A 26,595-nucleotide genomic window follows, 5' to 3' on the forward strand; every position below is an offset into this window, starting at 1 on the left:
ATGGCCGTTTTTACCCAAGTCTCCGATGAAGCCGTCGCTGGTTTCCTAAAGCTTTACGGATTGCCCGAACCCGACATGGTGACAGGCATTGCGGAGGGTACGGAGAATACCAATTTCAAGGTCCTCGCAGGAGGTCGGCGGTTCATCCTGACCCTCTACGAGGCTCGCGTGGACGTCGCTGACCTGCCCTATTTCCTGTCGCTCATGGGCGAGGTTGCCGATGCCTGCCTCCCCTCCGCAAGGGCCATCAGTATGCAGACGGGCGAGCGCCTCGGCGTTCTGGCAGGACGCCCTGCCGCCCTCATCGAGTTCCTGCCCGGCAGACCCAACATGGAGCCAACCCCAGAGGATGCGCGGAAGGCAGGCGCTTTCCTCGCGCAATTCCACGGGGTCACGAAAGACCTCTCCCTCCATCGCCCGAACGACATGTCGCTGGCCAGCTGGCGCGCCATGATCGACCGTGCCGGTGCCGAGATCGAGCGCTTCGGCGATGGTCTCTATACTGAGCTCAAGGAGACAGCGCAGCTGCTGTCCGACCGCTGGCCAGGTCAGGGACCAAGGGGACCGATCCACGGCGACCTCTTCCCAGACAACCTCCTTCTCGACCATGGCGATGTGTCTGGTGTCATCGATTTCTATTTCGCGTGTACGGATTTCTTTGCCTACGACCTGTCGATCAGCATGAATGCCTACACGCCGGAGACAGGAGAGCTTGACCTCTCCAACGCCGAGGCGATGCGCTCGGGCTATGAGACGATCCGCCCCCTGAGCGATGAGGAGAGCGCTTCCCTCCCCACCCTCCTCTGCGGTTCTGCGCTCAGGTTCTTCCTCACCCGCGCGACCGACGCGATCTTCGTCCAGGAGAGTGCGCTCTACACTGGAAAAGATCCGCTTCCCTGGCTGCGCCTGATGCGCCATCACCGGGCAGCGATGGAGAATGCTCGATGATCAAGGCGTATACGGACGGTGCATGTTCAGGCAACCCGGGCCCCGGTGGCTGGGGCGTCCTCATGCAGATGAACGGCGAGACCAAAGAACTCTGCGGCGGCGAGGCGGCGACGACCAACAACCGCATGGAGTTGCTCGCCGCCATCCGCGCCCTGGAGGAAGTGAAGCCCGGCACCGCCATCGCGATCACCACGGACAGCCAATACGTCAAGAACGGCGTTGAAACCTGGGTCCATGGCTGGAAACGCAATGGCTGGAAGACGGCCGCGAAGAAGCCTGTGAAGAATCAGGACCTCTGGCAGACCCTCGACGCCCTCGCGGAGGCGCGGGACGTCAAATGGGCCTGGGTCAAGGGCCATGCGGGTCACGAGGGCAATGAAGCCGCCGATGCCCTCGCGCGCCAGGGTATGGCGCCGTTTCAGGGATGATGAACTGCCGGACGGCTTGCAGTTTGTCCGATTGACCACCTTTCTGAGGGGCCTAGGCTTCATATCTAACGCCACCCCCTGAGGAGGTCCCCTATGCGTTTTCTTCTTCCAGCAGCCGTTCTGCTGCTCGCCGCCTGTGCGTCAGGTCCGACCGGCCCCGAGGCCGCCAAGCGGTTCGACAGCTTCCAGGCTGTGCAGACCGATGATTTCACCGGCTATTCCAAGGTTCAGGTGCTGAGCCTGTCCGTCTCGCCTGAGATCGAGGCACGGGTCGACGCCCGGACCATTGGCCGTGACCGCGAGCGCCCGATCAGCCGCCGTGACCTCGATGAGAAGCTCGGTGATTTCCGCGCCGACATCGAACGCCGCCTCGCCACGCAAGCTGAGCTCGTCGAAGAAGGCGGACCGGGTATCCTGACGGTCCGGACCATTGTGACAGAACTTGATGCCAACCGGCCGACCATGGCGGAGCTCGCCGACAATCCGGGCCTGTCGATCCAGTCCCTGGCCACTGGCGCCGCAGCCGCTCGTGTGGAGCTGTCCGAGGATGGCAAGCTGCTCGCGGTGATCGAGGACGAGGACAATGTCACCTCGCTTCAGGACCAGACGGTGCTGAACGGGGCGATCTGGCAGACGGCCGACCGCTACTTCGCGCGCCTCGCTGACAAGCTCGCGGCTCTCCTCGAAGGCTAAGCGGCCTTCCAGTTGCGGTGCCCTTCTGCCCGGAGTTCGCAAGCCGGGCAGGTGCCGCAGCCATAGCCCCAATCGTGACGCACACCCCGCTCACCGAGATAGCAGGTGTGGGTGTGCTCCTCGATGATCGCGGTCAGGGCTTCACCGCCCAGCCTGTCCGCCAGCGCCCAGCTCTCCTCCTTGGTGAGATGCATGAGCGGCGTCTCGAGGCGGAAGCTCTGGTCCATGCCGAGGGAAAGCGCTTTCGTTTGCGCTGAAACCGCGTCCTGCCGACAATCGGGGTAACCTGAGTAATCCGTCTCGCACATGCCGCCGACCAGCGTCCCGACCCCGCGCCGGTAGGCAAGCGCTCCGGCCGCCACCAGAAACGCAAGGTTCCTGCCCGGCACGAAGGTCGAGGGAAGTCCCGCTTCGGTCATCTTGATTTCGACGTCAGCCGTCATCGCGGTCTCGCCCAGAGCGCTCAGGAAGCCGAGATCCACCACATGGTCCTCGCCCAGCCGCTCCCGCCATGCGGGAAATGCCTCCGCCATGGCTTCGCGCACCTTCAGGCGCTGCTCCATCTCCACCGCATGGCGCTGGCCGTACGTGAAGCCGATCGTCTCGACGGAGGGGTAGCGCGCAAGCGCGAAGGCCAGGCAGGTCGCGGAGTCCTGCCCGCCTGAGAACAGCACCAGGGCTTTGCGGTCATCGGTCATGCGTTGCTGCTTAAATCTCTCCGCCTGCACGGGAAAGGTGCAGTCATTAACTTGGCTTTCATCTCTTGCAACCTAAGGTTGGTACAGCTTGGGGATGATCCTTCCCTCACCTAGCAGCTGCCGTGATGCTCTCTCCCCGGCAGCTTTCAGCCCCAAGCGTGTTGGCGGGTGCCCCGACCTTTCGGGTTGCCCTGCCCCGTCCGGGCACCCGTCAACGTCTAGGGAAGGCTTTCGCCTCTCAGTGGTCGCGATGTTCGCCGGGTTTGTGGTCGCCGTCATGGTCGTGCCCGCCATGATCGTGGTTCATGTGGGTGGTCCACATCATCAGGATCGCGAAGACCGCGCCCGTCGCATAGGCGAAGACAGACGAGCGGAAATCGAGATCTCCGAACTCCTCAGGAAGCTGGCTCGCCCCCACGAAGAGCAGCGCACCTGCGGCGAAACCAAGAGCGAGAGACAATTCACCGGACGTGATATCGGAGAGCAGCGTCAGCGTGGCGATGGTGCCCACCGGCGTCGTCACCGCCGCACCGAACAGGGCTAACGTCGCCGCGAGCGGGGTCGACACCCTGGCACCACGGAGGATCAGGAAAAGGACGATCCCTTCGGAGAACTCGTGGATGATGAGGCCAATCGAGCCAAGGATGCCTGCCGTGGGACTGGTTGCGAAGAGGAGCCCATACTCCATCCCGTCGATGGTGCTGTGAGCGGCAATCGCGAAGAAGGCCGCGAACGCTCGCCCCTCGGGACGGCGCGCGAAGCGACCGAAAACAAAGAGCGTGAAGAAACCGGCCAAGGTAGCGAGCGGCGCCAGCTCATGGCCCGCAAATGCCTCCGGCAGAATAAAGATCGCAGTACCAAGCAGGATGCCCGCCGCGAGCGCGGCCAGCGTCGGACGAAGACGCTGAGCGAGCTCGGGGCGCGTGCCCACAAAAACGATACCGATCGACGCAACGGCCGCAGCGAGAACGCTCGCGACCAGAGCGGGGGGCCACCCAAAAAGCCCCGCCGAAGCGTCCAACTGTCCCAAAACGGCCTCCCCAAAACCGCCGCCGCGGTCTTCAGAATTTCGTCGCACAGCAGGCAACGAGTGACAAGAAGGATTTGAAATACTGTAACGTGCAGCGGATCACGCACTGGCGATTTGACGGCATGGTGGCAAGCCCCTGAGAATGACGCTTTGGACGGGAATTGGGAGGTTCTCATGCGTGCTATCGGTTGTTGCCTACTTGCAACGGTTCTCCTCTCTTCGTGCGCCTCGACCGACAGCGGCGAGCGGCTGACCGTGGAAACCGATCCCAAGGTCGGTGAGCAGATCGACAGCATCTGCTTCTCAAGAGCGATCAATGGCTTCAGCCAGTGGGGCGGCCGGGACGGGTTGGTCCTCACCCGCGGGGTCAATGACAAGTTCCTCGTGACCTTTGTCGGCCCCTGCCCTGAAGCGAGAAACGCCTTGAGGATCGGCTTCGACCGCCGCTTCGCAGGCAGCGGCTGCGTCAGGCCCGGAAACCTCATCTATATGTCGAGCAGTTTCAGCGCCGGCGGCGCGAACCCGCTCGACAGCGGCTTTTGCCGGGTGGGCCGGGTCTATGAGTATGACCGGAAGACCGACGAAGCCGAGTGACCTCCCGGTAGAGAGGCGCTAGCGAAGGGCATGGATCCCATCATTCTGCCGTTCCACGGCAAGTCACCCCGCATTCACGACAGCGCTTTCATCGCGCCCGGTGCCGTCATCATTGGTGACGTCGAGATCGGTGCCGATGCCTCGGTCTGGTACGGCTGCATCCTCCGCGCGGACACCAACCGCATCGTCGTGGGCGCTCGCTCGAACGTGCAGGACGGCACGATCTGTCATGTCGACGATGAGAGCCGCGGCGGCACGCCTGTACTGATCGGCGAGGACGTCCTCGTAGGGCACAAATGCATGCTGCACGGGTGCACCATTGAGAGTGGCGGGTTCGTTGGGATGTCCGCCACGGTCCTGGACGAAGCGGTCATTGAAAGCGGCGGCTTCCTTGCCGCTGGTGCCTTCCTCTCCAACCGCAAGCGGGTCCCCTCGGGTGAGCTCTGGGGCGGGATGCCGGCCAAGAAGCTCCGCGACCTGCGTGAGGGTGAGGACAAGATGGCTCTCCTCGGCGCGGCTTTCTATGTCGAGGAAGCCCGCCAGCACATGGAAGCGATCGCCCAGACGAAATCCTGACGGCTCGCCCAGCCATCTCGCCGCAGGACGGGAACTCTTCGCGATCCTCATAGTTAATGCACCGTTATGGACGGCGAAGAGACCGAAAGCCGGGGAGCGAAGCTCCTCGCCAAGGTCCGGGGGATCCTCGAGGAGGCCCTGGCGCTGAAGGCCGCCCTCACCCGAGAAAGCGAGGACACAGCTGACAGGGAGGAAAAGGAGCAACCGCCTCCCACCCCGTAGAAGCGTCCTCTCCCTCTTCGAAACACGTTTGGCTGGCACGAACACTGCAGCGCCTTCTCCCGTAAGCAGAGAGGAGGCGGTCATGCCGCATCACGTCGATCTTCACGTAGGCCAGCGGCTCCGCCAACGCCGGTGCCTCCTGGGAATGACCCAGCAGAAACTGGCTGATGCCGTGGGCATCAAGTTCCAGCAGATCCAGAAGTATGAGAGCGGTGCCAACCGTATCTCCGCTTCGCGCCTTTGGGTCATCGCCCTTGCACTCGAAGTGCCCGTCAGCCACTTCTTCGAAGGCCTGACCGACGAAGAACGCGCGCTCCACGAAAGCGCGACGGACGATGAAGCGAACATCGCGCCCGAGGTCTTCCACCAGAAGGAAACGATCGACCTCATCCGCGCCTACTACAATCTCAAGGAGGCGCCTCGCCGGCGTCTTCTGGACCTCGCGAAGACCCTGGCCGACGCCGCGGCCTAGGACTTCGCCTGGCGAGCCGGCCAAGGGGGCGTTGCGTTTTCCCCGGGACCGCCGGCGAGGGGGAGAGGCCCCGCGCGCGGGACACCGCTGCGCGGGGCCTTGCATTTCCGGCAGGATTCCCGCCTCAAAGAGCTATGCTCGACAAAGACACCCTCCTCGCTTTCGCTGAGGACCTCGCCAAGACCGCGTCTATCGCGACCCTCCAGCATTTCCGGGCTGGGACCTCGATCGACAACAAGGCCGAGGGCGGCTTCGACCCGGTGACCGAGGGTGACCGGCAGGCCGAGACCCTTCTCCGCCAGAAGATCCATGCGAAGTTTCCGGGGCACGGCATCAAGGGCGAAGAGTTTCCCGAAAAAGAGGGCACCGAACCCTACCGCTGGGTCATCGACCCGATCGACGGCACCCGCGCTTTCATTTGCGGGGTCCCGACATGGTGCACGCTGATCGCCCTCGAGCATGAAGGCCGGCCGATCATGGGCATCATCGACCAGCCGTGCCTCAAGGAACGCTGGGTGGGCCTGACCCTTCCCGGTGAAGAGCCGACCTTGTCCGTGCAGGGATTTCTCGCAGGGCGGACATCAGGGCTCGAGGACCTCTCCGCTGCAAGGCTGATGGTGACCGACGTGCGTGAGGGTGAGTATTTTTCAGCCGATGAAGCAGCGGCCGTCGCCAAGCTTGGCAGCAAGGTCCGCCTCCTCCGCCAAGGGCTCGACAGCTACGGGTTCGGTTTGGTGGCTGGCGGGCAGATGGACCTCGTCGTCGAGGCGGGCCTCAAATGGCACGACATCGCTGCCGTCATCCCAGTGATCGAGGCTGCCGACGGCACCGTCACCGACTGGCAAGGCGCTCCGCTCACGGACAAAGGCGGCGACATCCATGTCATCGTCGCTGCGACCAAGGCGCTGGCCGATCAGGTTTCAGAGGTTCTCACGTCCTGAGCCGCCCCCTCCTCCAAAACAAAAGAGGCCGCGCACGGAGCGCGGCCTCTTTCTTGTCATGTCGCTCGTAGATTACGAGCGGTGGGCGTCTTCCACGTGACCACCCGGCTCGATGGTCTTGGTCCGAAGTCCCGTTGCCTCGGGGTCGTCAGACAATGTGTCCGCGTGGATCAGCTTGTTGAGCAGCGGTGACAGCAGGATCAATCCGCCTCCAACCGCGACTGCGACCCAGCCCACATTGTTGTAGACCGCGAGGACGCTGGCGCCCGGAGCAGCCGTCGCTTGGGCGATCAGCGAAGCGACGAAGTTGCCTGCGCCCGAGGCGAGGAACCAGGTGCCCATGATCAGGCCTACCATCGACGGCACCGACAGGCGCGTCATGGCGGAGAGGCCGACCGGCGACAGGCAGAGCTCGCCCGTCGTGTGCAGCAGGTAGATCAGGAAGATAAAGATCACCGGCGTCAGGCCCGAGCTGGTGTTGGCACCCCAGACAAGGACGAGGAAGCCAAGGCCGAGCTGGATGATGCCGAGGCCAAACTTCTGCGGCGCTGTCGGGTCTTTCCCGCGCTTGGCGAGGTAGGCCCAGAAGCTCGCAAACAGCGGGCCGAGGAGCACGATGTACATCGCGTTGAGCGACTGGAAGACCGACGCCACGACTTCGGCTCCGAAGATCGTCCGGTCGACTTCGCGGTCGGTGTAGATGTTCAGCGACGAACCAGCCTGCTCGAAGAGGCCCCAGAAGAGGACCTGCATCGAGATCAGGATAAGCGCGAGGATGATCCGGTCACGGGCATGGGGCTCAAGCTGGAAGACAGCGCGGTAGAGAATGTACCCGACCGTCAGTGCACCGGCGACCATCAGAAGGTAGCCCACCGTCTCCTGGTCACGGACCAGCCACCAGACAGCGACCGTCACGATGGCCGTGCCGATGTAGATCAGCCAATTGGGGCTGAGGCCTGCGAAGGCAGGCTTGTGGAGCTTCTCCTTGTCGGGAACTTCGCCCGCCTTGCCGAGAAGCGGCGTACCGAGGACGAAGACCAGAAGACCGAGGAGCATGCCGACGCCTGCTGCGCCAAAGCCGTACTTCCAGCCGAAGGTCTCGCCGAGATAGCCCGCGATCAGAGCACCCGCGAAGGCGCCAAGGTTGATGCCCACATAGAAGAGCGTGAAGGCCGAATCGCGGCGCGTATCGGTCTTGTCGTAGAGCTCGCCGACGATGGTCGAGATGTTCGCCTTCAGGAAGCCCGTGCCCATGATGATGAGGGCGAGAGCGAGATAGAAGAGGTTCAGGACCATGATGTCCGGCGATCCGCCAGGCGCCACGGGCTCACCTTCGATGGCCATCGTCGCGTGACCCGCAACGAGCATGACGGCACCGATGATGATCGCCTTGCGCTGGCCGAGATAGCGGTCAGCGAGCGTGCCGCCGATCACCGGGAGGATGTAAACGAGCGTCGTATAGGCACCGTAGATGCCGTAGGCCGCCGAGTCTCCGAAGAGGAAATGCTTGGTCAGGTAGAGGACGAGAAGCGCACGCATCCCGTAGTAGGAGAAACGCTCCCACATCTCTGCGAAGAACAGGATGTAGAGGCCCTTGGGGTGATTGCGCATCTGAAAGAGCGCCATCATCACACCAACCAGCGCAATGCCGGCCAGCACCAGATAGAACATGTTCGCGATTTCCTTCCCGCGCCGACGCCTGAGCGCGACTGTTCAATGATTGCGTTGTTATGCAGCCGCTAGCGGCCAGCCCAGCGCGGACACTAGCAGCTCTCACCGTCATGGAAAGGCCACAAGGAACCCCTTCATTCCGCCGGGCAGCGTCAACTCAATGCAAGGAAGTCTGAACTAAAGTCCTCCGGCGAGGTGAAACGCGCCATGGTTTTGGCAGGAACGATTGGCAGGCTCAGCCAGCTCGAGCGCTGGCTGAAGATCGACCCGGAGGCGTCTCCGGTCGTCGCGACGCGGGCGCGCGCCGTCTATGTCGTGGCCCTCGTGCTCGCCCTTCTCCAGTTCCTCAACGTGGGCAACCTCGTCTGGAGTTACGGCTATTGGAGCCCAGATGCCGCTATCGCGCTAGGTGGCGGAATTTTCCTAACAATTTCCATTTTCGCGCTGCGCTGGACGAAGAATTTCAGGATCTTCGCACTGGCCTATACCGGCCTGTCGATTGCCTGCGTCACCGCCTCCGCGCTGCAGTTCTACACCGGGATCAACACGGCGCTCCTGCCGATGATCTGCCTCGGGCCGATCATCATCGGGTACATCCACACCTGGAGGGCCGCGGTCCTCTACGGGGTCCTCGGTGCAGGGCTCCTGCTCTTCTATTTCTGGTGGGCGATGTTCGATCCGCGGCTCGTCGAGTATGGCTGGCAGGTCTGGAACGTCCAAAGGCTGATGCAGAGCGAACTCGCGATGATCCTGAGCACGGTCGTCGGCGTGAATTTCAGCTACAATTCCTACTCCGCCCTCGAAAAGCAGCAGGCCCATCTTGAGCAGGTGAGCCGCGCCGAGGCCGCCAAGTCCCAGTTCCTCGCGACCATGAGCCATGAACTGCGCACGCCCCTGAACGGCGTGATCGGCATGGCGGAGGTCCTCACCACCTCCGACCTCAAGCCCCGCGAACGGGAGCTGGCGGATACGATCCGGCGTTCAGGCCAAAGCCTCCTCGTCATTATCGGGGATCTTCTCGACCTCTCGAAGATCGAAGCCGGGAAGATGGAGATCGAGACCGAGCCCTTCTCCGTCCGCGACCTGATCAGCCATGCGGTCGGCATCTGGGCGGGACCCGCTGCGCTCAAGAACACCGACCTCATCCAGCGGATCGACGAGAAAGCCCGCGACACGGTTCTCGGCGACGAGCATAGGATCGGTCAGATCCTCCACAACCTGATCTCCAACGCCGTCAAGTTCACAGACAGCGGGACTGTCACGGTCTCCCTCGAGGTCGAGGATGGCCCGCTACCGACCTACCGTTTCCGGGTGGAGGACACCGGTAAAGGCGTCCCCGACGACGTTGCGGACCAGATTTTCGAGGCCTTCGAACAGGGCGAGAGCGGAACAACGAGGCGCTATGGCGGCACCGGGTTGGGCCTGCCGATCTGCCGTCTCCTTTCCGAGCTCATGGGCGGGTCCATCGCGCTCGAGCGCTCCAATGACCGGGGCTCCTGCTTCTGCCTGAGCCTTCCTTTGAGACCCGCGAGCGCAGCCACGCCGGTGCGCGATGAGATCGAAGAGGTCGCAGACGTCTCCTCTCTCCAAGGGCTGCGTGTTCTTGTTGCTGAGGACAATCAGGTGAACCGCATGGTGATGCGGGAGTACCTGAAGACCTGGGGGACGTCGTTCGTCTTCGCCCATGACGGGCCCTCGGCCCTCGAAGCTTTGGACGTCGAGCGCTTCGATCTCCTCCTTCTCGACAAGCACATGCCGGGCATGAGCGGCTATGAGGTAGCAGAAGCCGTCCGCGCGAGCGGCGGGGCCCATGCATCCATGCCGATCATCGCGGTCAGCGCTGACACCCTCGCCGGTGAAGAAGAACGAGCCCTCGCCGCCGGAATGGACGGCTATGTCGCCAAGCCCGTGAGGCCCGCACAACTCTCTGCGAAGATCATCGACGTTCTCGCCGCGCGTTCGGCCTCCGCTACCGAGGGAGCGAACAATGCCTAGGTCATTGACGCAGCGCGGTCCGTTGGCCTTTGATCGCTCGAAAGAAGGCGCTTTGGGCGCGCCGGGGGATTGGGTGTGAGCGAACAGATACGCAGCGGAGAAGGCTGGACCGCCAGCAATGTGACGTCAGTGATGGCGCGGATGGGGCTTGAGCCTGAGCTCCTTGATCCGATGCCGGGGAATGACCTGAGGATGATCGCGGCAGCCGACCCTGTGACGGGCATGCGGTTCGGCGCGGTGTTCATGGCCGCGGACAAGGGCCGGGTTTCGAACCTTGGCTTTGTCTCCGTCCTGCCCGCGCCGCGCCTGTCTCCCGAGGGCGCAGAGATGATCAATGCGCGGCTGCCCATGGCGCTCGCGTTCCTCGAAGAGGGTGATCTCTGGATCTATGCCGAGCTCGATACGACGGGCCGGTTTGCCGAGGACTTCTTCAAGGCACAGACGAATTTCTACCTGACCGACATGCGGACAGCGCTGCAGCTCCTTGCGGGGTCGGGGGAGATGAACTTCATGGCGATGAATGCCTTCCGTGCCCTGAGGAACCAGGGCGGCAAGGGCGAAGAGGTCTTCATGCGCCTGTCGAACCGCGACCCAGGAGCCCAGCGCCCCTCGCGCCGTCCAGTTCAAAGCTTCACCGCCGAAGCCTGCCCGAAGTGCAAGGGCTCTGGCCGGAAGATGTTCCGCGACTGCTCCGCCTGCGGAGGTTCGGGCGAAGTTCTCGCCTGATCGCAGGCGCCTCCGAAATCCAAAAAAACCCAGCATTGCCGCTGGGCTTTTCTACTTGCTCGGCCAATCCGCTGCGACTTGCACAAGCGCTCAAGTAGCGAAGCGGTAGCGCAGACAAAAAGAAACGATGCAAGCCGTCAGGCTTGCATCGTCCAGCCTTCGACGCCCATCGCGGCTTGGCGCAGGGCTTCGGTGCGGGTCGGGTGCGGGTGGCAGATGCGGGCGATGTCTTCGGACGACCCGCCAAACGCCATGATCACGCAGGCCTCTGCGATCATCTCGCCAACGCCAGTGCCGATCATATGCACACCGAGGACCTTGTCGGTCTTCTTGTCCGCGAGGACCTTCACGAAACCGTCCGTCTCATGATTGGTCTTGGCGCGGGAGTTGGCGGTGAAGGGGAACTTACCGACAGCGTAGTCGACGCCCTCTTCCTTCAGCTGCTCCTCGGTCTTGCCGACGGTTGCGACCTCGGGGTCGGTATAAACGACGCCAGGGATGATGCCGTAGTCGACATGGCCGTGGCCGTTCTTGATCACCTCGGCCACCGCGACGGCTTCTTCTTCCGCCTTGTGCGCCAGCATCGGGCCCGGGGTCACGTCACCGATCGCGTAGACGCCCTCAGCGCCTGTGCGCCAGTGGTCGTCGACCTCGATGAAGCCGCGCTGGTTCGGAGTGATGCCGACCGTGTCGAGGCCAAGATTGTCGGTGTACGGCTTACGGCCGATCGAGACGAGGACGACATCAGCGTCGATCACTTCCTGATCGCCGCCCTTGGCGGGCTCGACGGTCAGCTTAGCGCCAGAGCCGGTCTTCTCGATGCTGACGACTTTCGTGCCGAGCTTGAAGTCCATGCCCTGCTTCTTGAGGATACGCTGGAACTGCTTGGAGATTTCCGCGTCCATGCCCGGCGTGATGCGGTCGAGGAACTCAACCACGGTGACCTTGGCACCAAGGCGACGCCAGACCGAACCCATCTCGAGACCGATATAGCCACCGCCAACGACGACCATGTGCTCGGGCACTTTCTTGAGGCTGAGCGCGCCGGTGGAAGAGACGATGACTTCCTCGTCGATCTCGACACCCGGGAGGGAGAGAATGTCCGAACCCGTTGCGATAATGATGTTCCTGGTGCTGAGCTCTTCCGTGCCGTCGGCGGTCTTCACCTCGACACGGCCCTTGCCGAGGATCTTGCCCCAGCCCTTGTAGCCGTCGATCTTGTTCTTCTTGAACAGGTACTCGATGCCCTGGGTCAGGCCGTCGACCGCGTCGTCCTTCTGGCCGAGCATCTTGCCGAGATCGAGCTCGACGCCGGAGACCTTCACGCCGAGGTCGGCCATGTGCTTTTCAGCGACCTCGAAGATCTCCGAAGCGTGCAGCATCGCCTTCGACGGGATGCAGCCAACGTTCAGGCACGTGCCGCCGAACTTGCCCGTTTCACGCTTGTCGATGCAGGCGGTCTTCAGCCCCAGTTGCGCCGCGCGGATCGCTGCGTTGTAGCCCCCGGGTCCGCCGCCGATCACGACGACATCGTACTCTTTGCTCATGCCAGAACTCCTTGTCAGGAGGCAGCTAGGACCGCCGCCGCGAGGGGTCAACCAAGGGCTGTACCCTATGCCCTGCGACGATGGTCGCGGGTGCCCGTAGGGCTGGTTTTCAGGTGAAAAACGCCTCGCGCAGGAGGAGCACGGCGGTGATCAGGAGATAGACGCCGAAGACGCGGCTGAGCTTCTCCGCCGAGAGCTTGTGGGCAAGCGATGCCCCGATGGGCGCGAAGATGAGGGTGCCGAGCGCCACGGCGAGGAAGGCGATCACGTGGACATAGCCCACGGCCCATTCCATCTCCCCCTGCCCTAGCCCCAAAAGCGCGAAGCCCGCCGCGCCGGGGATGGCGATGGCCATGCCAAACCCTGCTGCCGTGGCGACAGCCTTGTGGATCGGCTTGCCTTGAAGGGTCAGGAGGATCACCCCGATGACGCCGCCTCCAATGCCCATGAGGGCTGAGAAAAGGCCTGTCAGGGTGGCAAGGATGCGCTGGACCAGCGGCGGTATGCTGATGGTCTTCTGCGCACCCCGCTGGCCACGCAGGCGCTGGATCGCGACGCCGGTGATGCCGATGGCGAAAAAGCCGAGCAGCACATCACCCGACACCGCCCGCGCGAGGATCGCGCCGAGCACTGCACCAAGGCTGATGAACGGCCCCCAGCGCCTCAGCACGTCGAAATTGACCGCGCCTCTTTGCGCATGGGCTTTGATCGAGCGGTAGGAGGTAACGATGATCGTCGCGAGCGAGGTGCCGATCGCCGTCTTCGTCGCGACCTCCGGATCGGCCCCTCCCTGCATGAAGACAAGATAGAGCACCGGGACGATCACCACGCCGCCGCCAATGCCGAAGAGCCCGCCAAGGGTCCCTGCAAACGCGCCTGTGAGGACTAAGAGGAGAAGTTCGATCACTCCGCCGCCATAGCGGTGCCCGCGGCCTGTGCCAGCCCCTCTTCCTCGATGATCCTGAGGAGGAGCGAAGGCTCTGCGTCACGGGCTTCGGTGGAGATGCGGCGGCGCCAGGCGCGCGCGCCCTTCTTCCCTGCGAAGAGGCCGAGCATGTGCCGGGCATAGCGCCAGAGGCGGGTGCCGTCTTCCTCCGCCTTGCTCACGACGGTCTCGACGACCTCCAGGACGTCGGGCACCGGACGATCGTCGGCGAAGTAGAGCCTGTCGACATCGCGCAGCTCCGATGGCCTCTCATACGCCGCCCGGCCGAGCATGACGCCGTCGAGCTTCTCAAGGTGCGCAAGACCCTCCGTAGGCGAAGCGATGCCTCCGTTGAGGATCAGCGTCAGCTCGGGAAAGCGCGCCTTCATCCGCTCCACGATGCCGTAGTCGAGGGGCGGGATCGTCCGGTTTTCCTTCGGCGAGAGGCCCTGCAGCCATGCCTTGCGGGCATGGACGGTGACGGTGGTGACGCCTGCCTCCGCGACATGCTCGAGGAAGCGCGGCAGTATCCCTTCTGGGTCCTGATCATCGATCCCGATCCGGCACTTCGCGGTCACGGGCAGCGGCTGCGCATCACGCATCGCCGCGAGAACGTCGCGCACCAGCTTAGGCTCCGCCATCAGGCAGGCACCGAAACGCCCCGACTGCACCCTGTCCGAGGGGCAGCCGACATTCATGTTGATCTCCTGGTACCCGTAGCCCGCGCCGATCCGCGCCGCTTCCCCCATCTTCGCAGGGTCAGAGCCGCCAAGCTGGAGCGCCGTCGGTCCCTCGTGATCATAGCTGAGAAGACGGTCCCGGTCGCCATTCAGGATCGCCTCGGCCGTCACCATCTCGGTGAAGAGAAGCGCACGCCGCGTCATCTGCCGGTGGAAAAACCGGCAATAGCGGTCCGTCCAGTCGATCATTGGCGCGACGGAAAATGTATGCGGCGGCAGGGTCATGGGGGGCGTCTAGTCGCTCAGCCTGCGAGAATCAAAACCCCGGGCGATGAGCACTAGGCAAGGTCGAAATAGCCGAGGGCGTGCTCTTCGATTGATCCCAGCCACACCCGGCCATCCTTCTCCCGGACGCCGGTGATATGGTGGTACTGCTCCGGGTCACCTTCGAGGAAGTGGACGAGCTCGCCGTCCCGGCTGAAGGCCATGAGCCACGACACCTTCGGCGGGTTCGGCTGCAGCGCCGCGGGTAGCCGCGCCACGATCTTGCGGAGCCAGAGGGGGCTGTTGTGGAGCTTCGACACAGCCGCGTTCTGAGGCGCGGGTAGCGCAGTCCAAATCAGCCCGTCTGATCCGAGCGAGAGGTTATCGGGATAGCCCGGGACTTCGGCAAAGATATCCGTACGAAGATCTTCAAGCCAGACCCTGTGGATGCGGCAGTGGGTCGTCTCCGCCACGAGGACGAAAGCGCCTTGCGGGTCGAGGACGACGCCATTGGCGAAGCTGAGGCCATCGAGGAGTACCTCGGGCTCGCCCTGCCCCGGCTTCCAGCGCATCAGGCGGCCTGACTTCGTGTCCTCGACAATATCCTTCTTGAAGTCTTCTAGGGCGTAGGCCGAGGAACTTTCCGAGAGGTAGATCGTGCCATCGGGCGCAATCGAGGCATTGTTGCAGACCCCGAACGTCCGACCGAAGATCTCGGGCAGCAGCGCTTCAACATCGCCAGTTTCAGGATCAACGGCCTGCAGTCCGAGGTCGGCGTTGCAGACCAAGACGCGGCCGTCGGGCATCAGCTCGCAGCCGAGCCCTCGGCCGCCAATGTTGGCGACCTTCTCAGCTCCCTCCGCCCCCGGACGAACCCTGAGGAGCCAGCCATCGTTTCGCAACGCCGAATAGACCGTCCCGTCCTCGGTGATCACCGCGTCCTCCGGTCCTAAATGGGGCGCAGGCACACGGGTGACAGGAGGCATCGGGCGGGGTTTGGGGAAGCTAGGCATCCGTGGAGATTGCCCGTTTTCAGGCCCCTAAGGAAGGATCGGCTGCACGTCCTAGAAGCCCCGGAACTCCGCCACTTCATCGAGCCCGGCACGTTCGCTCCGCCAGCTGTTGATTGCTGCGTCCTTGTCCGCATGGCCAAGCGCCATGCCGCAATAGATCACTTCCGCCTCATCGAGACCGAAATGCCCGTGGAGGGTCTCGCGCACAGCGCCCCACGCCTCCTGCATGCAGGTCGCAAGCCCCTGCTCCTCAGCGAGGAGCGCGATGGTCTGCATCAGCATCCCCATATGCGCCCACTGCCCGTGGCCGAACTCCCTCCGTGTGATGAAAAATAGGCCCACCGGAGCTCCAAAGAAGCGGAAATTCTCAGCGAGCTGGGCGAAGCGCGCAGGCTTGTCCTCACGCGGAATGCCGAGGGCACCGTAGAGGTCCTCACCAACCTTGAAGCGCCGTGCACGGAAGGGATCCTCGAGCTTCTTCGGATAGATCGGGAACTCGTCATCCTCGCCTTGCGGATTTCCGAACAGGACCTTCTGGGCTAGGGGTGTCAGCGCATCCTTCTCCTTCCCCGCAACGGCGATGATCCGCCAGGGCTGGAGGTTGCCGCCTGAGGGCGACTTGAGCGCGCGAGCGAGGAGGTCGCGGACGACTTGCTCCGGGATCGGGTCCGGCAGGAAGGCCCGGCAGGAAAAGCGCTGGGCAATGGCTTCGGACACGGACAGGGTCATCGCTCACCCTCCTCAATCTCGGACAGGACCTGCCGCGCCAGCTCGATGCTGGCGTCCGCGTAGCGGACCTGCAATTGGTGCGCGACGATCATATAGTTCACTTCGCCAACTGCATCCCGCAAACCGGAATAATCGTTATTCAGGGGGCTGACATAGCGCAGGGTGGTCCGCTCAGGGCTGAAACCCTCAAGCGCCCAGTCGAGACCGCGGTCTGCAACCTCCGTATCAAGATGATAAGCGACGAGCGCGGCTCTCAGCTCCGGATTGTCGAGACGGCTCAGCGCGCCTGACGCCTGCATCTCGACATAGGTTGGTGATGGCCTCGCGGGCCGCGAGGCAGAGACCATGGCGTTCAGATGATCGTCGAGGTCCCGTTGATTGAGCGGCACATCGCTTTCGATGAACTGCCGCAGCTCGATGACGAGTTCGAGAAAGCCCTCCGAGCGGGCCTTCTGCGCGATCATCGTCTCCTCGATGGTCTCGAAATCCATGCGGAGCTTTTCGAGAAGCACCGCCTCGCGCTGACGCTCCGCCCGCGCTTCGTTCCAGTTGCCGAACTGCACACCGAGGAACACACCGAAGGCGACGATGCCGAGCTCAACGGCTACCATCGCCCAGTTCTGCTCCTTCAGGGCCTCGCGAAACCGGGCGAGCAGCATCTTATCCGCCTGCGAACTGTTTCGCCATCATCGCGAGAGGCGCCGTCATCTTGCCGTAGCTGAGCGCCTTCTCGCTCGACGCATTACCGTCCTTGGCGCGCTTGTAGACGCCCTGCACGATGCCTGCGAGGCGGAAGAGGTTGTAGGAGAAATAGAAGTTGAGATCATCCGGGATATCAGCGCCTGTCTTCTCTCTGTACCGATCAATCAACGCCTCTTCCCGCGGGATGTTCATGCTCTCGAGGTCCTGACCGACGAGGCTGTCGCCGCGGCTGGGATCGAGAGGGATCTTCCACGAAAGGAGATAGTAGGTAAGATCAGCAAGCGGATGACCAAGGGTCGAAAGCTCCCAGTCGATGAGGCCGATCGGCGTAGGGCTGCCCTTGGCCATCATGCAGTTATCAAGGCGGAAGTCGCCGTGGATGAGGCACGTCTTGTCATCGGCGGGGATGTTCTTGGGCAGCCAGTCGATCAGCCAGTTCATCGCCTCGACATCATCCGTCTCCGAAGCTTTATACTGCTTGGACCAGCGGCCTACCTGACGGGCGATGTAGTCCCCCTCCGGACCAAAGTCACCGAGGCCCACATCCTTGTAGTTCACCGAGTGGAGCGCGGCGAGCGTATCGGTGAGGCCGAAATAGACCTCGCTCCGCTCTTCCTTGGGCAAGTCTTTGAGGAGCGGATCCCAGAAGATCCGGCCATCCATAAACTCCATGATGAAGAACTCAGAGCCGATCATTTCAGGGTCTTCGGTGTGGAAGAGGACATTCGGCACCGGGACGTCCGTATCCCTGAGCGCGCTCATCACCTTCGCCTCACGGCCGACCTGGTGTGCAGAGCCCAGAAGCTTGCCCGGCGGCTTGCGGCGCAGGACATAGCGGCCCTCGGAGGTCTCGATCAGGTAGGTGGGGTTCGATTGCCCGCCCTTGAATTTCTTCACGCTGATCTCGCCGGTCAGGCCGGGGACAGCGGCGCCTGCACCCTTCTTCAGGCCCTCGACATCAAAGGCGAGATGGTCGGGAACGTCGCCCAGTCCGGAAAAATCACTAGCCATCCGGCGTCTCCTCATTCTTTGCGATGGTTGTGGCGGAGATGCGCCGCAAACCCAAGACCCCGCGGCAGGCAGCCTGCTTGACGCGGCGCAGCCATTGGCCGAACCCCCTCTCCTTCTCAACGGACCGGAATTTTCAGTGAGCGAAAGCCGCACATACGACGTGATTACCCTGGGCGCAGGCGCTGCAGGGCTGTTCTTCGCCGCCGAGGCCGGGCGCCGCGGCAAGCGCGTCGTCGTCATCGACCATGCCAAGAAGATCGGTGAGAAGATCAGGATCTCCGGCGGCGGCCGCTGCAACTTCACCAACATCCACACGAAGCCAGAGAACTTCCTCTCCCAGAACCCAAAATTCGCGATCAGCGCCCTGCGCGGTTTCACGCCACAGGACTTCATCGGGCGGGTCGAGAAGGCGGGGATCGCTTGGCATGAGAAGAAGCTCGGCCAGCTTTTCTGCGATGACAGCGCGCAGCAGATCATCGACATGCTGGTCGATGATTGCCGGGCACAGGGCGTGGTCATCCGTATGGAGACGGCCGTTGAGAAGGTCTCCCGTGACGGTGAGATCTATCACGTGTCGACGGATGCAGGGACGTTCACAGCTCCTGCGCTGGTTGTCGCAACGGGAGGCAAGTCTATTCCGAAGATCGGAGCGACTGGCCTTGGTTATCAGCTGGCGGAGCAATTTGGGCTCGACATCATCGAACCGCGCCCTGCCCTCGTGCCTCTCACCTTCTCAGGCGACGTGCTTGAAATGACCAAGGGCCTCGCTGGCGTGTCGGTAGAGGCGCGCGTCAGCGCAGATCCCGAGACCCAGTTCGGCAAGAGGAAAGCCAAACGCCGGACAGAGTTCAGCGAAGGCTTCCTCTTCACCCATCGCGGGCTCTCGGGTCCTTCGATCCTCCAGATCTCAAGCTATTGGCGTGAAGGCGGATCGGTGACGGTCAACCTTTCGCCTGAGAAGTCTGTCTACGACGCATTGCGTCAGCGCCGGGCTGCGGGCGGCAAGGTCGAGGTGCACACCGCACTCGGTGAAGTGCTGCCCAAGAGGCTGGCAACGAGCCTTGCGGCTTCGGAAGGCTGGCGCGGAAACCTTGCCGACTGGTCCGATGCGAAGATCGACGCCCTCGCCCAGCGGGTACACGGCTGGGCCGTGAAACCCGCAGGATCAGAGGGCTACAGGACTGCCGAAGTGACGCTTGGAGGGGTCGATACGAACGGCCTTAACTCCCGCACGATGGAAGCGAACTCCGTACCCGGCCTTTATTTCATCGGTGAGGTCGTCGACGTCACGGGCTGGCTTGGCGGCTATAATTTCCAGTGGGCCTGGGCCTCCGGATTTGCGGCTGCGCAAGCCGTCTAGTGCTTCGGCGGCAGGTGCACACCTGCCATCATGCAGCGGACGCTGCCGCCTGATTTCTCGATCGTCGGTACACTGGGGACGATCACGCGGACGGCGCTTTCGATGGCCTCCCGCTGCTCACGATCAAGCGCATTCCAGCCCGTTTCGGACATGACGAGGACATGGCCGTCAGGGGTCTGAACTTCGAAAGCGTTGCCTGCGAATTGTGCAATCTGGGGCCGCGAGAGCTCGACCATCAGGTTCCCTCGCCCTGAGAGAGCTGCGAAAACATCCTGCCGCTCCTCCTCGTCCTCAATTGTCTCAAGACCGACAAGGGTCACCTGCTCCCCGACCGAGAGCATGACATTGGTATGATAGATCGGGTGCTGATGTTCATCCGTGGCTGTGAAGATCACCGGCTCGTAGCCAAGATCTTTGGCCAAGTTCACGAGAAGATCGGCGTCAGCCCTGAGAGACTGCGCCATGAATGCCGTCCGTGTGCGGTGATCGAAGACGATCGCGCCCGTCCCCTCGAGGAACTTCGCTTGCGCCTCGTTCTGCGAGAGATCCATGACGCCCGAAACCTGATGGGTCTTGCCTAGGGCCGCCAGGATATCCTCGCGCCTCTCACCCCGGCGTGACGGCGCGAACATCGGATAGGTCACGATGAGGCCCGAGGGGTGTGTCGAGAACCAGTTGTTGGGGAAGACAGCGTCGGGCGTCTCTTCCGTCAGCTGATCGAACACGCGGACATCAACGCCCTCTGCCTTGAGGTCCGAAACCATCGCATCGAATTCTGCAATCGCGTTATCGCGGTCACCCTCGCCCGGCGGAGACTGAAACGCGTTGTCGATCGCTGTCTCGGCGTTCACCGAGAAATGCAGCGGACGGATCATGACGACGGAGCTGGGGTTCTGCATGGCTGCCGCCTAGCAATAGAAGCCTCGGAGAGCGAGAGCGGTTCGCCGCCCTCGCGATTCTCCTGAGGTCAACTCTTCAGGGGACGTTCGTAAAGCCACGATTGTGCAGGACCGCCGTGGCGATCGGCTGGGACAGCGCCATGGTCACCCCGGGCAAGAGGTCTTCATTGGTGATCCCGTGCCATGCAGCGGCCTGTCCGCAGATGTAGAACTCGACACCCGCCTCCGTCATTTCCGTGACGGCAGCCAGAGAGCTGTTTGTCCGGCCCGGATACTTTCGTTCGAAGGCTTCCTGCGTGGTGAGGTCCCACATCGAAGGCCCGTGGGCGACGAGCGCGAACTCAACCTGCTCCCTCGGCACCCCTTCAGCGACCATCATGTTGATGAACCGGGCAGCGCTATCGACGCGCGGATGGATCCGTCCATCAGGCGCCGCCGAAGTCATGTCGTAGATGACCTTGAAGGTCTGATCGGTCGGTGTCGGGAGCTCATTCTCGATAGGTGCCCAGAGGCCGAAGGACTCAAAAACCGGCCCGGACGTCCGCTCAGGCGGCTGAGCATGTCCGATGGCGAGAGCGGCTGCGCAGGCTGCGAAGCTGGCGATGATTCTTGAGATACCCATGGCGGATGCCCTTTCGATGTACGGCCAGACCGGATGGGATGAGCTTCGCCCGACTGGCGCCCATTATCCAAACGAAACTCTCAGCGGCTTGTCCACCCGCCGCATCGGAACGGAGACTTCGAGCACCCCGTCTTCAAAGCTTGCCGGCATCTCCTCCCCGTCGACGAAGACGCGCGCCGCTTCGCCGACGCCGACGAAGCAGATCGTGTAGCGCCGCTGAAGGTTGGCCCCTTCGAAGGTCCCGTCTGCGACGATGGACAAGGTCTTGGCAGCATCATCGAAATCGACGGTCGTGAGCCGGCGCGCGCCATCCCTATAGGCCTCCGTCCGGTCGTCATCCTCCACCAGAGTGAAGGCGCCATCCCTACCGGCATAGACGGTCAGCTCGAGGTGGGACTTGTCGAGAAACGCCGTACTGGCCGCAGGATCCCGCGTGGGGATGATGCTTCCGGCCTTCACGAACACCGGCAGGTCAGAGGGCGCCACATTGATCTTTAGGACCTGCCCCCCGGCGCGACGTTCCCCCGTGAAAAAGTCGAACCAGCTTCCTTCGGGCAGCCAGACCTCGACCGTCCCGCTATCGTCGGTCTGCGGCGCGACTAACAGGCTGTCTCCGAACATGAACTGGAGGTCTCGTGCCCACGCCTCGTTGCTCGAAAGGTCATCGAACATCATCGGCCTGATGATCGGCGTCCCCGTCTCCGCAGCGACGTGCGCGAACGTGTAGGTGTAAGGCATCAGTGCGTAGCGAAGGCGCGAAAACTTCGCTGCCGCTGCCTGCGATTCGTCCGAGCGATCGAGCGGCCAACGCGACTGGCCCATTCCATGCGGCTTCCAGATGGGCGAGAACGCACCGAGCGCCATGCCCCATTGCTGGTAAAGCTGCTCATCAGGGCCCACGCCCTCGTTCCAATCGAAAAAGCCCCCAGCGTCGTGGCCCCAGAAGGGAAAACCCGACAGCCCGGCGAGCTGCATAGCGCGGACCTGGCCCTTCATATCGTCATAGTTCGGATAGATGTCCCCGCTCCAGAGCGTCGCGTATCGCTGCGCGCCAGCCGTCATGCCGCGCACCCAGACGAACGGCCGGCTCTCAAGCTCCGCCTTGTCCCAACCCTCGGCAACCAGCGCCTGGGCAATGAGGAAGAACCAGTAGTTCCGCATCTCCCCAGAGGTCGCGCCATTGTGGAGGACTTGTCCCTTTGGCGCGGCACCCTGCTCATCAAACTCGTCAATCCAAAGGGCATCGCCAGGGAAGCCCAACGACGGATCGAGCGCGTTGTCGTGGAACGCGGACCAAAACCAGCGCCTGAAGTCGGGGTTGGTGAGATCGGGCGCACTATCAGCGAAGTCGACGCTGCCCGGATCGGGAAGGTTGAATGCCGGCTCCCATCCGTCCGTGTACTTTGCGATGCAGCGGTTGAAGTCGAGCGTGAGGGTCAGGCCCTGCGCGTCGAGCCATGCTTTGTAGGACGCAGGATCAGGGTAGCGGCCACTGTCCCAGGCCAGCTTCGATTCGCAGCGCTTACCGCCCGCTGCGCGCCAGCGGTTATCATTCACCACATGGTCGAGCGGATAGCCTGCGGCGCGGTGCTGCTCGATCTTCTTCTTCCACCAATCCTCATCAGACGGGGTGTCGCTGGTGTGATCATGCCCCTTGTCCGAGAGCTGCAGTCCGAACACCGATTTCATCGGGAGGCGCGGCCTGCCTGTCAGTTGGGTGTAATTGTCCAGCATCGCAGGAACGTCCGGCCCCGCGATGAAGAAGTAATCCATCTGCCCACGATCGTTCGGATCTTCGATCTCTATGCTGAATTCTCCTTCGAACCCGAAGCGGAATTCGTTGGGAAGCATGCTGTTGAGGAAGAGCCCATAGCCTTTGCTCGACATGAAAAAGGGGACGATGAGAGGAGCCTGCTCGATTTGCTCCGAGCCATAATTGCGGCGGATTTTCTGGCCCTTGAGGTCAATCGACGGCGACCGACCGTAAAAGCCGTGACCTAGGCCTGTGAAGCGCTCCGTTTCAGCAGGCACGAATTGGACCTCGATCTTGCCTTCTGACCACGAGAGCGGCCCGGCCTCGGCAAGCAGCGGGACGGGGTCGTTCGGTCGGAAGAAGGCCGCTTCGAGGCTGTCCTTCGAAATCCGCGCTTCGACCTGCGACGTTGCGAAGATATACGCATGATCCATGTCTTCCATGAGGGTGAGTTCTCCATCCCAGTCATGGGAGACCACCATCTGATAGTGGCCGTCAGGCAGGAACTCTTCGTCACGCTCCGCAATCTGCACCCGGAGGATCGCTTCGCCGTAGGCAGTGAGCCTAAGACGGCGGCCGTCGTCACCCCGAAGCGTGACGCTCGTGCGCGTGATCTCCGGTTTTAGAGCGTCTGGCTCTTTTCGATCACCACAAGCAGCAATGACCACGAGCAGCGCAAGCGCTGCGAGGGTCGAAGCAAGTCGGCGCAAACTCATGGCGATACATCTCCAAAACGAACCTAGGCGGCAGGTGACGTCGGTTTCGTCTTGCGTATCGTGATAGCCTCAGCGTGCGGAAGGCCTCGTGTCAGGTGACATCGAAAGCCCAGATGCTTTTTCTCGGCTGATCCAGCGATTGGAGAGCGGTGGATGCGGGCGGAGCCCAACCGCAAGCCCGAACGCAAAAAGCCCCGCGCGAGGCGGGGCTAATCATTGGGTGCGGGAGTAGGATTTGAACCTACGACCTTCAGGTTATGAGCCTGACGAGCTACCGGGCTGCTCCATCCCGCAGCAACTGCGTTGCGGCGTGCCTCTCTCCTGAGAGACGCAGCAGAAGCCGATCATCATCGTAAAGGAAGCAAATATTCACTCGACAGGCCTGGCGACGACCTACTCTCCCACGGCTTAAGCCGGAGTACCATCGGCGCTGCAGGATTTAACGACCGAGTTCGAGATGGGATCGGGTGGGGGCCCTGCGCAATAATCACCAGGCCGGCAGAACGAATATCTGCTTGCGAGAGTCTGTGTCTGTCCACGAACCATTGCGCGGACCGTTCGCCGCGCATGGGCACTGTCCATGCCAAATTGGCATGGGAAACGATCAAGCCGATCGAACAATTAGTACCAGTCAGCTCCATGCATCGCTGCACTTCCACACCTGGCCTATCAACGTGGTGGTCTTCCACGGTTCTCAGGGAAATCTAGTATCGAGGGCGGCTTCCCGCTTAGATGCTTTCAGCGGTTATCCGTTCCGTACATAGCTACCCAGCTGTGCCGCTGGCGCGACAACTGGTCCACCAGAGGTACGTCCACCCCGGTCCTCTCGTACTAAGGGCAGCTCCTCTCAAATTTCCTACTCCCACGGCAGATAGGGACCGAACTGTCTCACGACGTTCTAAACCCAGCTCACGTACCGCTTTAAATGGCGAACAGCCATACCCTTGGGACCTGCTCCAGCCCCAGGATGCGATGAGCCGACATCGAGGTGCCAAACAATGCCGTCGATATGGACTCTTGGGCATCATCAGCCTGTTATCCCCGGCGTACCTTTTATCCGTTGAGCGATGGCCCTTCCATGCGGGACCACCGGATCACTATGGCCGTCTTTCGACTCTGCTCGACTTGTCAGTCTCGCAGTCAGGCTGGCTTATGCCATTGCACTCAACGAGCGATTTCCGACCGCTCTGAGCCAACCTTCGCGCGCCTCCGTTACAATTTAGGAGGCGACCGCCCCAGTCAAACTACCCGCCACGCAGGGTCCCGGATCCGGATAACGGACCGCGGTTAGACATAAACGAAAGCAAGGGCGGTATTTCAATGGTGGCTCCACAATAACTGGCGCTACTGCTTCAAAGCCTCCCGCCTATGCTACACATGCTGTCGCTCATGCCACTGCGAAGTTGTAGTCAAGGTGCACGGGGTCTTTCCGTCTGACCGCGGGTACTCCGCATCTTCACGGAGAATTCAGTTTCGCTGAGTCTGCGTTGGAGACAGTGGGGAAGTCGTTACGCCATTCGTGCAGGTCGGAACTTACCCGACAAGGAATTTCGCTACCTTAGGACCGTTATAGTTACGGCCGCCGTTTACCGGGGCTTCAATTCGGTGCTTGCACACCTCCTCTTAACCTTCCGGCACCGGGCAGGCGTCAGACCCTATACGTCGTCTTTCGACTTCGCAGAGCCCTATGTTTTTAGTAAACAGTCGCCACCCCCTGGTCTGTGCCCCTCATCTGCGTGATGAGGCTCCCTTCTCGCGAACTTACGGGAGTAATTTGCCGAGTTCCTTCAACGCAGTTCTCTCAAGCGCCTTGGTATGCTCTACCAGTCCACCTGTGTCGGTTTAGGGTACGGTCGTATATGATGGAGGCTATTTCCAGGGACCCTTACCAACGCCGCCCAATCCAATAAGGACGACGAGCTCTCAGATCCGTCACACATCCATCCGGCTCAGGAATATTAACCTGATTCCCATCGACTACGCCTCTCGGCCTCGCCTTAGGGACCGGCTCACCCTGCGCAGATTAGCTTTACGCAGGAACCCTTGGACTTTCGGCGGGAGTGTCTCTCACACTCCTTATCGCTACTCGTGTCAGCATTCTCGCTTCTGATCTCTCCACCGGATCGCTCACGCGCCGGCTTCACAGAAGGTGACTACCTACATTCAACTGGTCGCTCTTTCGTCGACCGGAACAAAACACCAATAATAGAGATGATGTTTCGCACCATTCATGAAGAGCGCCCAAGTGAATGCAGGTAGTTACCTGCTCACAGAACGCTCCGCTACCGCTTTTCAGCTCGAAGCTTCGGTGCATAGCTTAAGACCCGTTACATTTTCGCCGCGGGAACCCTTATTTAGACCAGTGAGCTGTTACGCTTTCTTTAAAGGATGGCTGCTTCTAAGCCAACCTCCTGGTTGTTTTGGGATTCCTACATGCTTTCCCACTTAGCTATGACTTAGGGACCTTAGCTGTCGATCAGGGTTGTTTCCCTCTCCACTACGGACGTTAGCATTCGCAGTGTGTCTGCCTGGCTCTACTCCTCGGTATTCGGAGTTTGGTTAGGATCAGTAAGGCGGTGAGCCCCCATAGCCCATCCAGTGCTCTACCCCCGAGGGTAATACCAGACGCTCTACCTAAATAGATTTCGCGGAGAACCAGCTATCTCCCGGTTTGATTGGCCTTTCACCCCTAGACACAAGTCATCCCGACCTTTTTCAACAGGTGTGGGTTCGGCCCTTCAGTGAGTGTTACCTCACCTTCAGCCTGCTCATATCTAGATCACCGGGTTTCGGGTCTAATCCCTCTAACGAACGCCCTATTAAGACTCGCTTTCGCTGTGCCTACACCTATCGGCTTAAGCTGCTAGAGAGACTAAGTCGCTGACCCATTATACAAAAGGTACGCCGTCACATCCAAAGATGCTCCGACTGCTTGTAGGCGTCCGATTTCAGGTTCTGTTTCACTCCCCTTATAGGGGTGCTTTTCACCTTTCCCTCACGGTACTTGTTCACTATCGGTCAGATACGAGTACTTAGGCTTGGAGGATGGTCCCCCCATGTTCAGACAGGATTTCACGTGTCCCGCCCTACTCTAACAGCTCTTCATTTAACCTGTACGGGGCTATCACCCTCTATGGCGCGTTTTCCAATCGCTTCCAGTTATTTCAAAGCTAGGCCTGGTCCCCGTTCGCTCGCCACTACTAGGGGAGTCTCTGTTGATTTCCTTTCCTTCGGGTACTGAGATGTTTCAGTTCTCCGAGTTCGCCTCTTAAACCCTATGTATTCAGGTAAAAGATCCCTTTCAGACCTCTTAGTCATTACTGCCGCCAAGCGGCGGCAATGAATAAGAAGTCAAAGGTGGGTTTCCCCATTCGGACATC

24 protein-coding genes, 1 tRNA gene and 2 rRNA genes (1 of these 27 only partly in view) are annotated in these 26,595 nt (G+C 61.7%); 11 read left to right on the forward strand and 16 right to left on the reverse strand.

Features of this window, described 5'->3' with window-relative positions:
• From thrB to HK107_RS03705, 3 genes are all read left to right on the forward strand, one after another.
• A complete protein-coding gene (thrB, locus tag HK107_RS03695; RefSeq protein WP_173196893.1) occupies positions 1-948 on the forward strand; it encodes a homoserine kinase in 948 nt (315 codons plus the stop codon).
• On the forward strand, positions 945-1,376 hold the full coding sequence (gene rnhA / locus HK107_RS03700; RefSeq protein ID WP_173196895.1) for a ribonuclease HI: 432 nt from the start codon (positions 945-947) through the stop codon (positions 1,374-1,376). Before thrB ends, rnhA begins: the two co-directional genes overlap by 4 nt.
• 93 nt (positions 1,377-1,469) lie before the next feature.
• On the forward strand, positions 1,470-2,069 hold the full coding sequence (locus HK107_RS03705) for a DUF3313 family protein (protein WP_173196897.1): 600 nt from the start codon (positions 1,470-1,472) through the stop codon (positions 2,067-2,069).
• Here HK107_RS03705 and queC read toward each other — a convergent pair.
• Together queC and HK107_RS03715 are read right to left on the reverse strand one after the other, a co-directional pair.
• The gene (gene queC / locus HK107_RS03710) at positions 2,066-2,767 is read right to left on the reverse strand and encodes a 7-cyano-7-deazaguanine synthase QueC (RefSeq protein ID WP_173196899.1); all 702 of its coding nucleotides are present in this window, start codon (positions 2,765-2,767) and stop codon (positions 2,066-2,068) included. The genes HK107_RS03705 and queC overlap by 4 nt on opposite strands.
• A gap of 238 nt (positions 2,768-3,005) precedes the next feature.
• Positions 3,006-3,698, reverse strand: a complete 693-nt coding sequence (locus HK107_RS03715) for a ZIP family metal transporter (protein WP_173196901.1) — start codon at positions 3,696-3,698, stop codon at positions 3,006-3,008.
• A 273-nt stretch (positions 3,699-3,971) separates the two neighbouring features.
• Here HK107_RS03715 and HK107_RS03720 point away from each other — a divergent pair, with 273 nt between their 5' ends.
• The 5 genes from HK107_RS03720 (at position 3,972) to HK107_RS03740 (ending at position 6,602) form a co-directional block, all read left to right on the forward strand.
• Positions 3,972-4,391 carry a DUF6491 family protein gene (locus HK107_RS03720; RefSeq protein ID WP_173196903.1) on the forward strand — a complete coding sequence of 140 codons (420 nt, stop codon included), beginning with the start codon at positions 3,972-3,974 and terminating at the stop codon, positions 4,389-4,391.
• 30 nt (positions 4,392-4,421) lie between these two features.
• Entirely contained in the window at positions 4,422-4,967 is a 546-nt protein-coding gene (locus HK107_RS03725; RefSeq protein ID WP_173196905.1) for a gamma carbonic anhydrase family protein, read from the forward strand.
• Between the two features lie 66 nt (positions 4,968-5,033).
• Positions 5,034-5,189, forward strand: a complete 156-nt coding sequence (locus tag HK107_RS03730) for a hypothetical protein (protein ID WP_173196907.1) — start codon at positions 5,034-5,036, stop codon at positions 5,187-5,189.
• A gap of 82 nt (positions 5,190-5,271) precedes the next feature.
• On the forward strand, positions 5,272-5,661 hold the full coding sequence (locus HK107_RS03735; protein WP_173196909.1) for a helix-turn-helix domain-containing protein: 390 nt from the start codon (positions 5,272-5,274) through the stop codon (positions 5,659-5,661).
• 134 nt (positions 5,662-5,795) lie between these two features.
• Positions 5,796-6,602 carry an inositol monophosphatase family protein gene (locus HK107_RS03740; RefSeq protein WP_173196911.1) on the forward strand — a complete coding sequence of 269 codons (807 nt, stop codon included), beginning with the start codon at positions 5,796-5,798 and terminating at the stop codon, positions 6,600-6,602.
• Between the two features lie 72 nt (positions 6,603-6,674).
• On the opposite strand, the gene HK107_RS03745 is transcribed toward HK107_RS03740, so the two are convergent.
• The gene (locus HK107_RS03745) at positions 6,675-8,231 is read right to left on the reverse strand and encodes a peptide MFS transporter (RefSeq protein WP_173198726.1); all 1,557 of its coding nucleotides are present in this window, start codon (positions 8,229-8,231) and stop codon (positions 6,675-6,677) included.
• 249 nt (positions 8,232-8,480) lie between these two features.
• Here HK107_RS03745 and HK107_RS03750 point away from each other — a divergent pair, with 249 nt between their 5' ends.
• Together HK107_RS03750 and HK107_RS03755 are read left to right on the forward strand one after the other, a co-directional pair.
• Positions 8,481-10,268, forward strand: a complete 1,788-nt coding sequence (locus HK107_RS03750; RefSeq protein WP_173196913.1) for an ATP-binding protein — start codon at positions 8,481-8,483, stop codon at positions 10,266-10,268.
• 75 nt (positions 10,269-10,343) lie between these two features.
• On the forward strand, positions 10,344-10,994 hold the full coding sequence (locus tag HK107_RS03755; protein WP_173196915.1) for a zinc finger-like domain-containing protein: 651 nt from the start codon (positions 10,344-10,346) through the stop codon (positions 10,992-10,994).
• Between the two features lie 137 nt (positions 10,995-11,131).
• On the opposite strand, the gene lpdA is transcribed toward HK107_RS03755, so the two are convergent.
• The 7 genes from lpdA to HK107_RS03790 form a co-directional block, all read right to left on the reverse strand.
• Entirely contained in the window at positions 11,132-12,541 is a 1,410-nt protein-coding gene (lpdA, locus tag HK107_RS03760; RefSeq protein WP_173196916.1) for a dihydrolipoyl dehydrogenase, read from the reverse strand.
• 109 nt (positions 12,542-12,650) lie between these two features.
• The gene (locus HK107_RS03765; RefSeq protein WP_173196917.1) at positions 12,651-13,448 is read right to left on the reverse strand and encodes a sulfite exporter TauE/SafE family protein; all 798 of its coding nucleotides are present in this window, start codon (positions 13,446-13,448) and stop codon (positions 12,651-12,653) included.
• Positions 13,445-14,431 (reverse strand): tRNA dihydrouridine(20/20a) synthase DusA, encoded by a 987-nt coding sequence (dusA, locus tag HK107_RS03770; protein ID WP_173196918.1) that lies wholly within the window; start codon positions 14,429-14,431, stop codon positions 13,445-13,447. Before dusA ends, HK107_RS03765 begins: the two co-directional genes overlap by 4 nt.
• Before the next feature lie 53 nt (positions 14,432-14,484).
• Positions 14,485-15,396: an SMP-30/gluconolactonase/LRE family protein gene (locus HK107_RS03775; RefSeq protein WP_173196919.1), complete on the reverse strand. Its 912-nt coding sequence runs from the start codon at positions 15,394-15,396 to the stop codon at positions 14,485-14,487.
• 78 nt (positions 15,397-15,474) lie between these two features.
• Positions 15,475-16,152: a nitroreductase gene (locus HK107_RS03780; protein WP_198912281.1), complete on the reverse strand. Its 678-nt coding sequence runs from the start codon at positions 16,150-16,152 to the stop codon at positions 15,475-15,477.
• Positions 16,149-16,811, reverse strand: coding sequence for a hypothetical protein (locus HK107_RS03785; RefSeq protein ID WP_173196920.1), 663 nt, complete (start codon positions 16,809-16,811; stop codon positions 16,149-16,151). Before HK107_RS03785 ends, HK107_RS03780 begins: the two co-directional genes overlap by 4 nt.
• 1 nt (position 16,812) lies before the next feature.
• On the reverse strand, positions 16,813-17,865 hold the full coding sequence (locus tag HK107_RS03790; protein ID WP_173196921.1) for a phosphotransferase family protein: 1,053 nt from the start codon (positions 17,863-17,865) through the stop codon (positions 16,813-16,815).
• Between the two features lie 136 nt (positions 17,866-18,001).
• Here HK107_RS03790 and HK107_RS03795 point away from each other — a divergent pair, with 136 nt between their 5' ends.
• Positions 18,002-19,225, forward strand: coding sequence for a BaiN/RdsA family NAD(P)/FAD-dependent oxidoreductase (locus HK107_RS03795; RefSeq protein ID WP_173196922.1), 1,224 nt, complete (start codon positions 18,002-18,004; stop codon positions 19,223-19,225).
• Here the strand turns inward: HK107_RS03795 and ctlX are convergent.
• From ctlX to HK107_RS03825, 6 genes are all read right to left on the reverse strand, one after another.
• Positions 19,222-20,124 carry a citrulline utilization hydrolase CtlX gene (ctlX, locus tag HK107_RS03800; protein WP_173196924.1) on the reverse strand — a complete coding sequence of 301 codons (903 nt, stop codon included), beginning with the start codon at positions 20,122-20,124 and terminating at the stop codon, positions 19,222-19,224. The two genes, HK107_RS03795 and ctlX, sit on opposite strands and share 4 nt — an antisense overlap.
• A gap of 76 nt (positions 20,125-20,200) precedes the next feature.
• A complete protein-coding gene (locus HK107_RS03805) occupies positions 20,201-20,746 on the reverse strand; it encodes a DsrE family protein (RefSeq protein ID WP_173196926.1) in 546 nt (181 codons plus the stop codon).
• A 63-nt stretch (positions 20,747-20,809) separates the two neighbouring features.
• Entirely contained in the window at positions 20,810-23,215 is a 2,406-nt protein-coding gene (locus HK107_RS03810) for a glycoside hydrolase family 31 protein (protein ID WP_173196929.1), read from the reverse strand.
• Between the two features lie 217 nt (positions 23,216-23,432).
• A tRNA-Met gene (locus HK107_RS03815) sits at positions 23,433-23,509 on the reverse strand.
• Positions 23,510-23,595: 86 nt separating this feature from the next.
• Positions 23,596-23,710 (reverse strand): 5S ribosomal RNA (gene rrf / locus HK107_RS03820).
• A gap of 105 nt (positions 23,711-23,815) precedes the next feature.
• A 23S ribosomal RNA gene (locus HK107_RS03825) occupies positions 23,816-26,595 on the reverse strand (it continues 109 nt past the right edge of the window).

The sequence above is a fragment of the Parvularcula mediterranea genome, from assembly GCF_013085255.1.
Classification (GTDB): Bacteria; Pseudomonadota; Alphaproteobacteria; order Caulobacterales; family Parvularculaceae; genus Parvularcula; species Parvularcula mediterranea.

Coding starts and splice junctions, on each gene's coding strand:
- HK107_RS03780 (WP_198912281.1), bottom strand. CDS start 16,152: ATGACCCTGTCCGTGTCCGAAGCCATTGCCCAGCGCTTTTCCTGCCGG.
- HK107_RS03805 (WP_173196926.1), bottom strand. CDS start 20,746: ATGGGTATCTCAAGAATCATCGCCAGCTTCGCAGCCTGCGCAGCCGCT.
- HK107_RS03810 (WP_173196929.1), bottom strand. CDS start 23,215: ATGAGTTTGCGCCGACTTGCTTCGACCCTCGCAGCGCTTGCGCTGCTC.
- queC (WP_173196899.1), bottom strand. CDS start 2,767: ATGACCGATGACCGCAAAGCCCTGGTGCTGTTCTCAGGCGGGCAGGAC.
- thrB (WP_173196893.1), top strand. CDS start 1: ATGGCCGTTTTTACCCAAGTCTCCGATGAAGCCGTCGCTGGTTTCCTA.
- HK107_RS03790 (WP_173196921.1), bottom strand. CDS start 17,865: ATGGCTAGTGATTTTTCCGGACTGGGCGACGTTCCCGACCATCTCGCC.
- rnhA (WP_173196895.1), top strand. CDS start 945: ATGATCAAGGCGTATACGGACGGTGCATGTTCAGGCAACCCGGGCCCC.
- HK107_RS03730 (WP_173196907.1), top strand. CDS start 5,034: ATGGACGGCGAAGAGACCGAAAGCCGGGGAGCGAAGCTCCTCGCCAAG.
- HK107_RS03740 (WP_173196911.1), top strand. CDS start 5,796: ATGCTCGACAAAGACACCCTCCTCGCTTTCGCTGAGGACCTCGCCAAG.
- lpdA (WP_173196916.1), bottom strand. CDS start 12,541: ATGAGCAAAGAGTACGATGTCGTCGTGATCGGCGGCGGACCCGGGGGC.
- HK107_RS03745 (WP_173198726.1), bottom strand. CDS start 8,231: ATGATGGCGCTCTTTCAGATGCGCAATCACCCCAAGGGCCTCTACATC.
- dusA (WP_173196918.1), bottom strand. CDS start 14,431: ATGACCCTGCCGCCGCATACATTTTCCGTCGCGCCAATGATCGACTGG.
- HK107_RS03725 (WP_173196905.1), top strand. CDS start 4,422: ATGGATCCCATCATTCTGCCGTTCCACGGCAAGTCACCCCGCATTCAC.
- HK107_RS03735 (WP_173196909.1), top strand. CDS start 5,272: ATGCCGCATCACGTCGATCTTCACGTAGGCCAGCGGCTCCGCCAACGC.
- HK107_RS03775 (WP_173196919.1), bottom strand. CDS start 15,396: ATGCCTCCTGTCACCCGTGTGCCTGCGCCCCATTTAGGACCGGAGGAC.
- HK107_RS03720 (WP_173196903.1), top strand. CDS start 3,972: ATGCGTGCTATCGGTTGTTGCCTACTTGCAACGGTTCTCCTCTCTTCG.
- ctlX (WP_173196924.1), bottom strand. CDS start 20,124: ATGCAGAACCCCAGCTCCGTCGTCATGATCCGTCCGCTGCATTTCTCG.
- HK107_RS03750 (WP_173196913.1), top strand. CDS start 8,481: ATGGTTTTGGCAGGAACGATTGGCAGGCTCAGCCAGCTCGAGCGCTGG.
- HK107_RS03705 (WP_173196897.1), top strand. CDS start 1,470: ATGCGTTTTCTTCTTCCAGCAGCCGTTCTGCTGCTCGCCGCCTGTGCG.
- HK107_RS03785 (WP_173196920.1), bottom strand. CDS start 16,811: ATGCTGCTCGCCCGGTTTCGCGAGGCCCTGAAGGAGCAGAACTGGGCG.